15 protein-coding genes are annotated in these 12,509 nt (G+C 69.4%); 8 read left to right on the forward strand and 7 right to left on the reverse strand.

Annotation, left to right across the window (positions count from 1 at the left end; translation table 11 throughout):
* Positions 1–26: 26 nt before the first annotated feature.
* The 4 genes from MYA_RS13640 to MYA_RS13655 all read left to right on the forward strand — a co-directional run bounded on the left by MYA_RS13640 (position 27) and on the right by MYA_RS13655 (position 3,270).
* Positions 27–755 (forward strand): nitroreductase, encoded by a 729-nt coding sequence (locus MYA_RS13640; RefSeq protein WP_011886288.1) that lies wholly within the window; start codon positions 27–29, stop codon positions 753–755.
* A 145-nt stretch (positions 756–900) separates the two neighbouring features.
* Positions 901–1,389: a hypothetical protein gene (locus MYA_RS13645; protein ID WP_014723829.1), complete on the forward strand. Its 489-nt coding sequence runs from the start codon at positions 901–903 to the stop codon at positions 1,387–1,389.
* Between the two features lie 5 nt (positions 1,390–1,394).
* On the forward strand, positions 1,395–2,210 hold the full coding sequence (locus MYA_RS13650) for an endonuclease/exonuclease/phosphatase family protein (RefSeq protein WP_011886290.1): 816 nt from the start codon (positions 1,395–1,397) through the stop codon (positions 2,208–2,210).
* A gap of 289 nt (positions 2,211–2,499) precedes the next feature.
* Positions 2,500–3,270 carry a ferredoxin--NADP reductase gene (locus MYA_RS13655; protein ID WP_011886291.1) on the forward strand — a complete coding sequence of 257 codons (771 nt, stop codon included), beginning with the start codon at positions 2,500–2,502 and terminating at the stop codon, positions 3,268–3,270.
* Between the two features lie 168 nt (positions 3,271–3,438).
* Here MYA_RS13655 and MYA_RS31085 read toward each other — a convergent pair whose 3' ends face one another.
* A complete protein-coding gene (locus MYA_RS31085) occupies positions 3,439–3,702 on the reverse strand; it encodes a hypothetical protein (protein WP_131753889.1) in 264 nt (87 codons plus the stop codon).
* Between MYA_RS31085 and rqpS the strand changes: the two genes are divergently transcribed.
* The 4 genes from rqpS (at position 3,686) to MYA_RS13675 (ending at position 8,218) form a co-directional block, all read left to right on the forward strand.
* Positions 3,686–4,501: a quorum system sensor histidine kinase RqpS gene (gene rqpS / locus MYA_RS13660; RefSeq protein WP_014723830.1), complete on the forward strand. Its 816-nt coding sequence runs from the start codon at positions 3,686–3,688 to the stop codon at positions 4,499–4,501. The genes MYA_RS31085 and rqpS overlap by 17 nt on opposite strands.
* Before the next feature lie 7 nt (positions 4,502–4,508).
* The gene (gene rqpR / locus MYA_RS13665; protein ID WP_011886293.1) at positions 4,509–5,165 is read left to right on the forward strand and encodes a response regulator transcription factor RqpR; all 657 of its coding nucleotides are present in this window, start codon (positions 4,509–4,511) and stop codon (positions 5,163–5,165) included.
* 301 nt (positions 5,166–5,466) lie between these two features.
* Positions 5,467–6,873, forward strand: coding sequence for an amino acid permease (locus MYA_RS13670; protein ID WP_011886294.1), 1,407 nt, complete (start codon positions 5,467–5,469; stop codon positions 6,871–6,873).
* Positions 6,874–7,192: 319 nt separating this feature from the next.
* Positions 7,193–8,218, forward strand: a complete 1,026-nt coding sequence (locus MYA_RS13675; RefSeq protein WP_014723832.1) for an XdhC family protein — start codon at positions 7,193–7,195, stop codon at positions 8,216–8,218.
* A 58-nt stretch (positions 8,219–8,276) separates the two neighbouring features.
* On the opposite strand, the gene MYA_RS13680 is transcribed toward MYA_RS13675, so the two are convergent.
* The 6 genes from MYA_RS13680 to fliE form a co-directional block, all read right to left on the reverse strand.
* A complete protein-coding gene (locus MYA_RS13680; RefSeq protein ID WP_011886296.1) occupies positions 8,277–9,011 on the reverse strand; it encodes a PepSY-associated TM helix domain-containing protein in 735 nt (244 codons plus the stop codon).
* Between the two features lie 292 nt (positions 9,012–9,303).
* Entirely contained in the window at positions 9,304–9,627 is a 324-nt protein-coding gene (locus MYA_RS13685) for an EscU/YscU/HrcU family type III secretion system export apparatus switch protein (protein WP_014723834.1), read from the reverse strand.
* Positions 9,624–11,030 carry a flagellar hook-length control protein FliK gene (gene fliK, locus MYA_RS13690; protein WP_014723835.1) on the reverse strand — a complete coding sequence of 469 codons (1,407 nt, stop codon included), beginning with the start codon at positions 11,028–11,030 and terminating at the stop codon, positions 9,624–9,626. The genes MYA_RS13685 and fliK overlap by 4 nt, the downstream gene beginning before the upstream one ends.
* Before the next feature lie 82 nt (positions 11,031–11,112).
* Positions 11,113–11,445, reverse strand: a complete 333-nt coding sequence (locus tag MYA_RS13695) for a flagellar protein FliT (protein WP_011886299.1) — start codon at positions 11,443–11,445, stop codon at positions 11,113–11,115.
* On the reverse strand, positions 11,442–11,876 hold the full coding sequence (fliS, locus tag MYA_RS13700) for a flagellar export chaperone FliS (protein WP_011886300.1): 435 nt from the start codon (positions 11,874–11,876) through the stop codon (positions 11,442–11,444). Before fliS ends, MYA_RS13695 begins: the two co-directional genes overlap by 4 nt.
* 133 nt (positions 11,877–12,009) lie before the next feature.
* On the reverse strand, positions 12,010–12,354 hold the full coding sequence (gene fliE / locus MYA_RS13705) for a flagellar hook-basal body complex protein FliE (protein WP_011886301.1): 345 nt from the start codon (positions 12,352–12,354) through the stop codon (positions 12,010–12,012).
* Positions 12,355–12,509 lie beyond the last annotated feature (155 nt).

Raw genomic sequence — 12,509 nt, forward strand, 5'->3', positions numbered from 1 at the left:
GCGCGCTTCGTTCCGAAGGGTTGCCGATGTCCTTTCCCGATGCCGCCTCGCGCGTCGACGCCGACGCGCTCCGCACTGTGGACGCGGTCGATGCCGCGCTCAAGTCACGCCGCGCGATACGCGCGTTCCTGCCGACCCCGGTGCCGCGCGACACGCTCGAGGCGATCCTCGAAGCCGCGAGCCGCGCGCCGTCCGGCACCAACATCCAGCCGTGGCGCGTGTACGTCGCTACCGGCGCGACGCGCGACGCGCTCGCGGCGGCGCTCACCGCCGCGTACGACGATCCCGCGCGCGACGAGAAATACGTCGCCGAGTACGACTACTACCCGCGCGAATGGGTGTCGCCGTACGTCGACCGGCGCCGCAAGGTCGGCTGGGACCTGTACGGCCTGTTGAACATCGGCCGCGACGACAAGGCGCGCATGCATGCGCAGCACGCGCGCAATTTCCGCTTCTTCGATGCGCCGGTCGCGCTGTTCTTCACGCTCGATCGCGTGATGGCGCTCGGCGCGTGGCTCGACTGCGGGATGTTCGTGCAGGCCGTGATGACGGCCGCGCGCGCACGCGGTCTCGACACCTGCCCGCAGGCCGCGTTCGTGCCGTTTCACCGGATCGTCGCCGAGCACCTCGGGATACCGGCCAACGAGCAGCTCGTCTGCGGAATGTCGCTCGGCCACGCGGACCCGCACGCGATCGAGAACCGTCTCGTCACCGAGCGTGCGAGCGTCGCCGAGTTCACCCGCTTTTTCGCTTGAAAACACGCGGCCCGCACCTACCTTTCGATCAGGACCGGATCGTGCTGCGCCCCCGGACGGTGCATTCGCTCGCGCGACCGCGCCGATCGATCGGGCGTAAGATGTGCGTCCGTTCCACGCTACCCGCGTTTTCCGGAGAAGTTTCATGCTGAAGCACGGCCTGGCCGTCCTGCTCGCGAGCTGCGCGCTCGCGGCCCATGCGCAAAGCCCCGCACCGGCCGTCGTCGCATGGGAGATCCAGGTGGTGCGCGACGGTCAGACCATCGACACGTTCCAGCAGCGCACCACCGTCGGTCAAACCCGCACCGATACCCATCGCTATCCGTCCGCCGTGCCCGTCGGCTGCGGCAATGCCGCGCGCGTCGTGCCGACCGAGCGCTCGCGCGCGGTCACGGTCGCGCCGCTGTCCGTCGACGACGCCGCGCACACCGTCTCGCTCGCGCTCGACGTGCAGGAGACCCTCGACGACGACGACACGCCGCGCGGCGATCCGTGCGTGCCCGCGTCGCCGCGGCAGATCGCCGCGAGTCATCCGGGGCTCGCGGTCGGCGGCGAGGCATGGACCGACTGGACGCTCGTCGACCAGCATCCGCATCTCGTCTATCGCGTGCGTGCGCACGTCGCCAGGGACTGAACGCCATGTCCGCAGACGCACTATCCCTGCCGTTCGCCGAACCGCACGCGGCGCCCGACGAAATCACCGCGGTCAGCTGGAACCTGCACAAGGGCCGCTCGCCGCTCGGCTTCACCGCGTGGAACGCGATGCGCAACTGGATGCAGTCGACGCACGCCGACGTGTACTTCCTGCAGGAAGCGATGGCCCGCCGCATGCCGCGCCCGATGCTCGCACCGGGCTTCGGCGCGCCGATGGAAGAGGCCGGCGACGACGTCTGGCACTGCCAGGCCACCGAGATCGCGCAGGCGCTCGACTGGCAGATCGCGCTCGGGCCGAACGTGTTCAAACCGTCGTGGCGGCACGGCAACGCGATCCTGTCGCCGCATCCGCTCGATCTCGGCGGCCGCTGGGACATCTCCGCGCACCGCTTCGAGCGCCGCGGGCTGCTGGTGGCGCGCGCGACGCTCGCCGGCGCGCGGCCCGTCACGCTGCTGTGCGCGCACCTCGCGCTCACGCGCGCCGCGCGGCTGCGCCAGATGCACTGGATCGCGCACTGGATCGTGCGCAACGCGGGCGACGATCCGCTCGTGCTGGCCGGCGACTTCAACGACTGGCGCAACGATTCGGTGGCGCTGTTCGGCGAGATCGGGCTGTCCGAGGTCGCGACGCTGCTCGGCGAGTCGGGCCGCACGTTCCCGGCATTCTCGCCGGCGCTCGCGCTCGACAAGATGTTCGTGCGCGGGCTGACGCCGCTCGAATGGCAGGCGCCGTCCGGCGAGACGGCCTGGCTGTCCGACCACCTGCCCTACATCGCGCGGCTGCGGCTCGATCCGCAGTAACGGCGGTAACCGCGGTGACGCGCGCGCCCGCGCGCCGCGCCGCGCGCAGCGCCGCCCGGCGCAAGCCGGATGAAATGATTCGTTGCGCCAAATCCGCGCAGCCGCGCGGGTCAAGCCCGCATCTGCCCCAAGCAGGGTAAAATACCGAGTTACTCAAACGTCTGTCATCGAGAAGGCGCGTGTCCGACGCGCCGGCCGGCCGATCCGCGATCGGGCCGCTGCACTCGGTTTTTTTGCCCGTTTTTGGGCTCGTTACACGCGTTAGCGACGCGCGTCCGCTTTCAAAGCCATGAGCAAATACGACACCGCCACCGTCCAATCCGTCCACCACTGGACCGACACGCTTTTCAGCTTCACCTGCAGCCGCGAACCGAGCCTGCGCTTCAACAACGGCGAATTCACGATGGTCGGCCTCGAGGTCGACGGCAAGCCGCTCGCGCGCGCTTACTCGATCGTCAGCCCGAACTACGAGGATCACCTCGAGTTCTTCAGCATCAAGGTCCAGGACGGCCCGCTGACGTCGCGCCTGCAGCATCTGAAGGTGGGCGACACGGTGCTGATCGGCAAGAAGCCGACCGGCACGCTGGTCGCCGACAACCTGCTGCCGGGCAAGACGCTGTGGATGCTGTCGACGGGCACGGGCCTCGCGCCGTTCATGTCGATCATTCGCGATCCGGACATCTACGAACGCTTCGACAAGGTCATCCTGACGCACACCTGCCGCCTGAAGGGCGAGCTGGCGTACATGGACTACATCAAGCACGACCTGCCGGGCCACGAGTACCTGGGCGACATCATCAAGGAAAAGCTCGTCTACTACCCGACGGTCACCCGCGAAGCGTTCGACAACGAAGGCCGGATCACCGATCTGATCGCGACCGGCAAGCTGTTCACCGATCTCGGCGTGGCGCCGTTCTCGCCGGAACACGACCGCGTGATGCTGTGCGGCAGCACCGCGATGCTGAAGGACACCACCGACCTGCTGAAGCAGGCCGGCCTGGTCGAGGGCAAGAACAGCGCGCCCGGCCACTACGTGATCGAGCGCGCCTTCGTGGACTGATCGGTCCCCGGAAATTGTCCGCGGTCAACAAACCGGAGCTTTGGCTCCGGTTTTTTTTGTCCCCACTTGGCGAATTCGTAACAAACTGAGACTATTCATCCCGAAATAGTTACATTTCGATACGGGTGGAACCGGTATTTTCCCGTCGGTGTTTTTCCTACAACACCTTCAAGCCGATTGTGCACATTTACCCTTAAATGTCCGCCTGTCATGAATTTTTCGAAAATTTTGAGATATGATGCGGCCCGAGCGGTTGCTGTTCGGAGGGTCATGAAAGGGTCGGACAAAAACGTTACGAGTTGTAACTTTTGTTACTTCGGCGATGGGCGATTCTCTGGCGGCGACCGTCATGGAAACGGCAATCGGGCCACTCAGCCAGCCGGTGTCTGAACCGCTTCTGACAGCAGGGAGAATCATGGATACGTTGCTCAATGCGCCCTCCGGCGCTCACGCCCCGTTCCAGTCGCAGCCGTTCGCGCCCCGCGACGCCGCTGCCGATCCGATGATTGACACTCTCCCCGAACGCGACGCATCTGCTGCACGGATCGCGGCGCTGTCCACGCAATTGATGGCCGCCGACGAAGCCGCCCGCCGCTATCTGGCCGGCGAGCTGCACGACGGGCTCGGCGCCGAACTCACCGCCGCGCGTTTCGCGCTCGCCAACGTTCTGACCTGGCTGCCGGCCGATGCGCCGGAAGGCTGCGTGCGCGCGGTCGAACTCGCACAGCGCGCGCTCGACGCCGCGACCGACGCGAATCGCCGGCTGATCGACGAACGCGACACGCCGCCGCTCGATGGCGGCGTGGTCGGCGCGCTGTCGACGTGGGTCGACAGCCATGCGGCCCGCACCGGGCTGCGCACCAGCTTCGTGTGCGCGGCCGACGGCCGCCTCACCCAGCTCGCGGGCGCGAGCGCGCTGGCGATCTTTCGCGTCGCGCAGGAAGCGCTGTCGAACGTCGCCAAGCATGCACGCGCGACGTCCGCCGACGTGCGCATCGACACCGACGCCACCCATCTGGCCCTGATCGTCAGCGACGACGGTCGCGGTTTCGCGCGAGGCCGGCGCGTCGGCTACGGCCTCGCCGGCATGCGCGCGCGCTGCGAAGCGTTCGGCGGCAGCTTCGACGCCGGCAAGCCGGCGTCGGGCCGCGGCACGCGCGTGGTCGCGCGCTTCGCATGGGATTCGCTGTTCGCGGTGCCCGCCGTCGCGCGCCGCGCGTCGCGTTCGTGAGGTCGACATGAGCTTGAACATCCTGCTCGTCGACGATCATGCGATCGTCCGGCAAGGGATCCGCCACCTGCTGATCGATCGCGGCATCGCGCGCGAGGTCACCGAAGCCGAGACCGGCAGCGACGCGATGGCCGCCGTCGACCGCCAGACCTTCGACGTGATCCTGCTCGACATTTCGTTGCCCGATACGAACGGCATCGAGGTGCTCAAGCGCATCAAGCGCAAGCTGCCGAACGCGCCCGTGCTGATGTTCTCGATGTACCGCGAGGATCAGTACGCGGTGCGCGCGCTCAAAGCCGGCGCGGCCGGCTATCTGTCGAAGACGGTGAACGCCGCGCAGATGATCGGCGCGATCCAGCAGGTCGCCGCCGGCCGCAAGTACGTGAGCCCGGCGATGGCCGAGGCGCTCGCCGAATACGTGTCGTTCGAGAACGAGCCGCTGCCGCACGAGAAGCTGTCCGACCGCGAATACCAGACGCTCTGCATGCTCGCGTCGGGCAAGCGCCTCACCGACATCGCGAACACGCTGTCGCTGTCGGTGAAGACGGTGAGCGTGTACCGCTCGCGGCTGCTCGAGAAGATGCGGCTGTCGAACAACGCGGAGCTGACGTTCTACGTGATGAGCAACCGGCTCGTCGACATGGCGCCCGCGTCGGGCGGCTGAGCAGCTGAGCGACTGCCGCTTGGCGGGCGCTTCATCGGGCGCTTCGCTTCGTTCCGCGGGATCTCGGGCACGCCGAACGTTTTACCCGCTTCACCCGCTCGGCGCAGGTTCGACCCGCGCCGCGGCCTTCCCCACACCGGCGACGCCCCGCCCGCGCAGCGCGCAAGCGCTTGTTTTATCGGACGATTTCGCAGCGCGCCGCTGCGCCGCAACGGGTCTTCTGCGCCAAATCGGCTAAAATTCCGGGTTTTTCACTCAGTCGGCGCGGCCGTGTTCGCGCGCGCTGGAGACCTACCCCGCAATGTCCCTCTTCCGCAAGAAAAACGTCGATCGCATGATCGCCGGCGCGCACGCCGCCGGGCTCAAGAAAGCGCTCGGCGCCATCGATCTCACCTTCCTCGGCATCGGCGCGATCATCGGCACCGGCATCTTCGTGCTGACCGGCACCGGCGCCGTGCAGGCCGGCCCCGCGCTGATGCTGTCGTTCGTGATCGCCGCGATCGCGTGCGGCCTCGCAGCGCTGTCGTATGCCGAGTTCGCGTCGACCATTCCGGTCGCCGGCTCGATCTACACCTATTCGTACGCGACGCTCGGCGAGCTGGTCGCGTGGATCATCGGCTGGGACCTGATGCTCGAATACGGCCTCGCGGCATCGGCCGTGTCGGTCGGCTGGTCGGGCTACCTGCAGTCGCTGCTGCAGGGCTTCGGGCTGTCGCTGCCGACCGTGCTGACCGCCGCGCCAGGCGCGATCCCCGGCACCGTCACGTGGTTCAACCTGCCCGCGTTCCTGGTGATGCTGGTGATCACGACGCTGCTGTCGATCGGCATCCGCGAATCGACCCGCATCAACAACGTCATGGTGTTCATCAAGGTGTCGGTGGTGCTGCTCGTGATCGCCGTCGGCCTGTTCCACGTGACGCCCGCGAACTGGAAGCCGTTCATGCCGCACGGCTGGAACGGCGTGTTCGGCGCGGCGGCCGTGATGTTCTTCGCGTTCATCGGCTTCGACGCGGTGTCGTCGGCGGCCGAGGAAGTGAAGAATCCGAAGCGCGACCTGCCGATCGGCATCATCGCGTCGCTGGCCGTGTGCGCGGTGCTGTACGTGACGGTCGCGGCCGTCGCGACCGGCATCGTGCCGTCGGCGCAGTACGCGAACGTGTCGCACCCGATCTCGTATGCGCTGCAGATCGCCGGCGAGAAGTGGGTGGCCGGCTTCATCGACCTCGGCGCGGTGCTCGGCATGCTGACCGTGATCCTCGTGATGAGCTACGGCCAGACACGGATCATCTTCGCGATGTCGCGCGACGGGCTGCTGCCGGCGATGCTGTCGCGCGTGCATCCGCGCTACGCGACGCCGTTCCTGACGACCTGGCTGGTCGGCCTGTTCTTCGGGCTGATCGCGGCGCTCGTGCCGCTGAACGTGCTCGCCGAGCTGATCAACATCGGCACGCTCGCGGCGTTCTCGATGGTGTCGATCGCGGTGCTGGTGCTGCGCCGCACGCACCCCGAGCTGCCGCGCGCGTTCCGCTGCCCCGGCGTGCCGGTGGTGCCGATCCTCGCGGTCGGCGCGTGCCTGTTCCTGATGCTGAACCTGCAGCCCATCACGTGGGCCGCGTTCGGCATCTGGCTCGTGATCGGCCTCGTGATCTACTTCCTGTACTCGCGCCACCACTCGAAGCTGGCGCGCGGCCAGCACGACGCGCACTGACGCCACGCGCACGTGCGTTCGCACGTGAAATGGCAGATGCAGCCGCGCACCCACGCAGCGCGTGCGGCTGCAACGTCGCACCGGGCCGCCCGGCCCCGTGCGGCGCGCAGCGCCTCCGCCTCCGCCTTCCTCCTCCGCCACAACCGCGCCGCGCCATTGCCGCGCGCGGGCGCTGCCTGATCGTCCCGATCTCTTGCCCGATCCTCGCCATTTGCGCCCCACACGCGCACGCTGGCAGCACGCGCGCGCGGTGCGGTTCATAATCCCGCCATCGAACGACGGTCGGGAGCCGCAGACCGTCCGGCAACGGGAAAACATCATGGACAGCGTCGATCTCGATGTACTGAAATCCAGCGCGCGCTGGCTCGCCGACGGGCGCCGCGTGCTGCTCGTGACGGTCGTGAAGACCTGGGGCTCGTCGCCCCGCCCCGAGGGGGCGATGCTCGCGGTGCGCGAAGACGGGCTGGTGGTCGGCTCGGTGTCCGGCGGATGCATCGAGGACGATCTGATCGCGCGCGTTCATGCCGCGGGCATCGCGGCCGACGCGCGGCCGGAGGCGGTGAAGTACGGCGTCACCGCCGAAGAAGCGCATCGCTTCGGCTTGCCGTGCGGCGGCACGATCCAGCTGGTGCTCGAGCCGCTCACGCGCGACAGCGGGATCGCCGAGCTGTGCGCACAGGTCGAGGCCGGCCGCCTCGTCACGCGCACGATGACGCTCGCGACCGGCCACGCGTCGCTGTCGCCGGCACAGGCCGCCGACGCGCTCGCGTTCGACGGCGAACGGCTCGTGACGATCCACGGGCCGCGCTACCGGATCCTCGTGATCGGCGCGGGGCAGTTGTCGCGCTACCTGTGCCAGATCGCGGCGGGGCTCGACTATCAGGTGACGGTCTGCGATCCGCGCGACGAATACACGGATGGATGGGACGTGCCGGGCACGCGGGTCGTGCGGACGATGCCAGACGACACGGTGCTCGACATGAAGCTCGACGCGCGCTCCGCCGTGATCGCGCTCACGCACGACCCGAAGCTCGACGATCTCGCGCTGATGGAGGCGCTGAAGACGCCCGCGTTCTACGTAGGCGCGCTCGGCTCGCGCCGCAACAATGCGGCGCGGCGCGAGCGGCTGCGCGAATTCGATCTGAGCGAGGCCGAGCTGGCGCGGCTGCACGGGCCGGCCGGCATCTACATCGGCAGCCGCACGCCGCCGGAAATTGCGATCTCGATCCTCGCCGAGGTGACGGCCGCGAAGAACAACGTGTCGCTGCCGACGATCCTGCAGGTGGAAGGCGCGAAGGCCGCGCGCGAACTCGCGGCGAGCAGCGGCGCGACCTGCGGGTCGTGACGCTGGCGGGCGCGATGAGCGGTGTGTGCGGGGTCGCCGCAGCGTCGATCCGGTCGCCTTACGCGAATCCCGCGGCAAGCGCCGCGGCAACCGAGCCGGCCACCAGCACGACGCCGACCGTGCGACGCTTGTTCAGCTCGGTCCACAGCAACACGCCCGTCAGCGACAACAGGATCAGCGACCCCGCGATCGTATCCATCAGCAACACCCAGCCGATGCCCATGCCGACGCCGCGATGCAGGCTGCTCAACGTGCCGGCGAACGTATTGGCGGTGCGCTTCACCGACACGTAGCCGTTGCCGACCCAGTAGTCGGCCTGCACGTTCTGGTGCGGTCCGAACACGCCGATCTGCCAGTGCTCCGGCTGCATCACGCGCCGGTCGCCCCACGCGACCGCCTGCGCCGGCTCCTTGCGTACACGGCCCGGCCGGCCTTCGAAGTGCAGTTCCTGCTGCAGCCAGCGGGTCATCGCCGCGGGCGAGCGCGGCGCCGGATCCGGCAGCGCGAGCTGCAGCTGCTCGACCTGCGGCTCGCCGGTGGAAATCTTCAACGGCGCCGCGCGATGGTTGAGCAGCACGCCCGTCACGCCGAACAGCAGGCCGAGCACCGCGCCCCACAGTCCGACCCAGCCGTGCACCTTGCGCAGCCACTTGATGAAGGTCGCGCGGCGCGAACGGCGGCGGCGCGCCGCCAGCTCGGCGTCGCTCGCCGGACGCACGGCCGGTCGCAGCACGGTGACGCCCGCGGCGGGCTGGTCGGCCCGCGGCGGGGCGATCGTTTCAGGCGCGTTCACGCAATAGCTTCCATTCGTTCGACACGACGAGCGGCGCCACGTGGAACGTGCGCCGCCCGGTCAATATGATAATGAGAATGGATATCATTACATAAAGCGGGATGCAGCTCAATCCGTCTGCATCGCACGGCGCGCGCGGAACGAGGAGCGAATAGACGGGAATGCCCACCGATCGGCGGCTGATCGGGCAGATTTACGGCGAGATACGGGAAGAAAGCCCGCGCCAGCCGACACCGACGCAACAGCGCAGGCAAGCAACGAAACGAAACGAACGAGCGAACCCGCGCGACGCTCAGCGTCGCAGCGCCGGCAGCGGAAAGTGCGCGGCGCCGTCCGGCTCACGCTCCGGCTCGGCGCGATCGAGCGCGTACAGCCAGGCAAGCAGATCGGCGACGGCTTGGTAAAGCTGCGGCGGAATCCGGTCGTCGAGGTCGACCTGCATCAGCAGCGACACCATCTCCGGCGCGGTATGCACGTACAGGCCGGCATCGCGCGCGCGCTCGACGATCATGTCGGCGACCAGCCCGTAGCCCTTCGCGACGACGCGCGGCGCGGCGTCCCCGCCCTTCGGATCGTAGACCAGCGCGGCCGCGCGCTTGCGGGAACCCATGCTCATCGCGGCACCGTTTCGTCGACGTCCGGCGTGCCGCCCGCGCCGCCCCGCGCATACGCGGCGGCGGCGGCCTGCGCGACGAACGCGTCGAAGCCGTCCGGCGCGTCGCCGACCGCGCGGATCGACAGGCCGCCGAGCCGCAGCCCCGAGCCTTCGAAGCGCTGCCGCAGCGCGGCCTCGTTACGCGTCAGCCGGCCCGCGCCGGCCGAATTCGCGCGCAGGCGCGCGACGAGTTGCGCGCCGTTCAGCACCAGTTCGGCGTCGACGGTGCCGAGCGACGGCAGCGTCAACGTGAGCCGCGTGCGCCACGCGATGCCGTCGCCCGCGTCGCCGTCGCCGTCGCCGCCGCGCGGCGCACGGCCGCCCGGGTCGTTCGGCTCGATCGTCCAGTCGAGCCGCGCGCCCGGCCATGCTTCGCCGGTCCAGCGGAACTGGTCGGTCGCGAGGGCATCGAGTTGCTGCCTCACGATCGCGACGGCCGCCGGATGCACGGCCGCCGACGACTGCGGCTGCGCCTGCGGATCGGCCGACGCGGCGGCCAGCGCGGCGCGCGCGGGTGTCGCCCAGTGCGCGTCGGGCAGTTCGCCGAGCGGATCGGCCATGCCGGCCGCGCCCGGCGCACCACCGCGCGCGGCCGCCGACGCGTTCGGCATCGATGCATGCGGCGCGGCGCTGCCCGCTGCCGACGCACCGGACGACACGGCGGCGCGCGCAGCCGGCAGCGGCGCGCGCTGCGCGAGCAGTTCGTCGAGCGGGTCGGGTGCGTCGTGCTGCGCGGCGTCGGCGGCCGTCTGCACCGGCACCGTCGCGAGCCGCGCCTGCGGTTCGCGCATCAGCGCGGCGAGCGGACGCTGGCCGGCAAGCCACTGCGCGAGATGCGATTCGTAGAACAGGCCGCTTTCGCTCACGGCCTGCGCGAGCGCCGCGCGCAGCGCCGCCGTGGGCGGCGCGGCGGGCGTATCGCGCACGGCCGCGGCGGCGTTCGCGGCGGTCGCGGCCGATGGCGTTGAAGAAGAAGGAGAAGAAGACGAAGCAGGCGAGGACGAAGCAGGCGCAGACGCCGCCGCAGCGGCCGCACCCGGCTGCGCGCCGTCGGGCGACGCAGTCAGCGCATTCAGCAGCACGGTCGGATCGGCCAGCAGCGGTGCGCGCCCGGCGATCGCGGGCGTCGCGACGCCGCCCGAACGCGAGATCGCATCGAGCACCAGCGCGACGTCGGACAGCGCGGTCTGCGCCGAAGCGGGCGGCGCGGCCGGCTGCGCGAGCGCAGGCGCCGCCGACGCCACGCCGGCGCCCGGCGTGCCGACCTGCGCGGCGCCGCTGCCGGCGGGCGCCGTCACGGTGGTCAGCAGACTGTCGATGCGGCTCGTCAGCAAGGCGGCCGCAACGGGGTCGATACCGGTCATGATCGGAGCCTGCTCACCTCAGCCACTTCGTTGCAAATCCGGAATCGGGGCCCGCGGCAAGCGCCGCCCCGGCAAACGGGCCTTACCCGCGCGCGCGATACAGATCGGTCAATACGCGGCTCGAGCGGCGCGCCTCGAACAGCCCCGACAGCCGGGCCATGTCCGGGCTGGCGAGATCGCGGATCGCGGCGTCGTCGGCCAGGATCCGGCGAATCAATTCGAGCTTGCGGCCCCGCTCGGGCTCGTCGAGCGCAACGCCCGGTGCGGCCTCCTTCAACTCGTCGACGAGGCGCAGGAACTCCACCTGCAGCGCCGGCAACACGCTCCAGTCGGCAGCGCGCGCAGCGCTCAGCATCTGGCCGGACACGGCCGCGAGCGCCTCGTAGCTAGCGAAGTATTGGGCCTTGCCGTTCATCTGGCCGCATCCGCAGCCTGCTGCGCGGCCATCCGGGCGACTTCGGGCGCAATGCCCGTCCACGCTTCCTCGAGCGTGGCGAGCAGCCCGTCGACCTCGACCAGCATCGCGTCGCTGCCCTGCGCGTTGGCCTGCAGCAGCCGGCGGCCCATGTAGGTGTACAGCGCGTCGAGCCGCGCGGCGATCTCGCCGCCGACGTCGCGGTTCAGCGACGCCTGCAGCCCGCTCTCGACGATCGAGATGGCTTTGCCGATCGCTTCGCCGCGAGCGGCCACGTTGCCCTGCTGCAAATGCATGCGCCCCAGTGCGATCGCCTGGCGCGCGCCCTGATACAGCATCGCGATCAGCCGGTGCGGCGACGCGCCCATCACGCCCGTCTCGACGCCGACGCGCGCGTATGCGCTGGCTCCAGCGTGCCCTGGCGAAAACATGCGCTTCTCCTTGTGATGCGTTGGCTATGCGGTAGCCGCCGCCCTGCATCGCACGACGCGGCCCTGTTCCGGAGTTATCGGAAGGGAATTGAAAACCTTTAGGCGCGCACGCGGCCGCCCCGCCCGCGGGACATCACACCGACATCTGCATGACCTCGTTGTAAGCGCTCACCAGCTTGTTGCGGACCTGGAGGCCGAACTGGAAGCCGATGTTGGCCTTCTGCATGTCGACCATCACGTCGTTCAGCGACACGTTCGCCGCGCCGACCTCGAACGCGCGGGCCTCGCCGAGCGCATGTTGCTGGTCGCCGCTGATCTTGTCGAGCGACGCCTTCATCGCGCTCGCGAAGGTCCCCGCCGTGGCCGCGCCCGAGCCGGCGAGCGCCGCCGCCGGGCTGGCCACGCCACCGTTCGCCTGCGCGGCCATCGCCTGCATTTGTTGCAATACCGACCCGATTCCGCTGACGTTGGCAACCATGCTGTCCCCAGACACAAGAGAAGAGACCCGGACGTCCCGGGCGACCCGCCGGCGCCGCACCATGCGCACCATGCCGGATCGCGAAAAAGGATAGCAGCGCGGCCCGCGCCAAAGCCGAGAAAGTACGGGGGAAACCCGGCTCTTTTCGGGCGATC

Origin of the sequence: Burkholderia sp. KJ006, from assembly GCF_000262695.1 — a bacterium.
Lineage (GTDB): Bacteria > Pseudomonadota > Gammaproteobacteria > Burkholderiales > Burkholderiaceae > Burkholderia > Burkholderia vietnamiensis.

Bases quoted from the DNA above. Each gene is read 5' to 3' on its own strand.
- fliE (WP_011886301.1), bottom strand. From the start codon at position 12,354: ATGGTTGCCAACGTCAGCGGAATCGGGTCGGTATTGCAACAAATGCAG.
- MYA_RS13685 (WP_014723834.1), bottom strand. From the start codon at position 9,627: ATGAGCATGGGTTCCCGCAAGCGCGCGGCCGCGCTGGTCTACGATCCG.
- rqpS (WP_014723830.1), top strand. From the start codon at position 3,686: ATGGATACGTTGCTCAATGCGCCCTCCGGCGCTCACGCCCCGTTCCAG.
- MYA_RS13655 (WP_011886291.1), top strand. From the start codon at position 2,500: ATGAGCAAATACGACACCGCCACCGTCCAATCCGTCCACCACTGGACC.
- fliK (WP_014723835.1), bottom strand. From the start codon at position 11,030: ATGACCGGTATCGACCCCGTTGCGGCCGCCTTGCTGACGAGCCGCATC.
- MYA_RS13675 (WP_014723832.1), top strand. From the start codon at position 7,193: ATGGACAGCGTCGATCTCGATGTACTGAAATCCAGCGCGCGCTGGCTC.
- fliS (WP_011886300.1), bottom strand. From the start codon at position 11,876: ATGTTTTCGCCAGGGCACGCTGGAGCCAGCGCATACGCGCGCGTCGGC.
- MYA_RS13670 (WP_011886294.1), top strand. From the start codon at position 5,467: ATGTCCCTCTTCCGCAAGAAAAACGTCGATCGCATGATCGCCGGCGCG.
- MYA_RS13640 (WP_011886288.1), top strand. From the start codon at position 27: ATGTCCTTTCCCGATGCCGCCTCGCGCGTCGACGCCGACGCGCTCCGC.
- MYA_RS13645 (WP_014723829.1), top strand. From the start codon at position 901: ATGCTGAAGCACGGCCTGGCCGTCCTGCTCGCGAGCTGCGCGCTCGCG.
- rqpR (WP_011886293.1), top strand. From the start codon at position 4,509: ATGAGCTTGAACATCCTGCTCGTCGACGATCATGCGATCGTCCGGCAA.
- MYA_RS13650 (WP_011886290.1), top strand. From the start codon at position 1,395: ATGTCCGCAGACGCACTATCCCTGCCGTTCGCCGAACCGCACGCGGCG.
- MYA_RS13695 (WP_011886299.1), bottom strand. From the start codon at position 11,445: ATGAACGGCAAGGCCCAATACTTCGCTAGCTACGAGGCGCTCGCGGCC.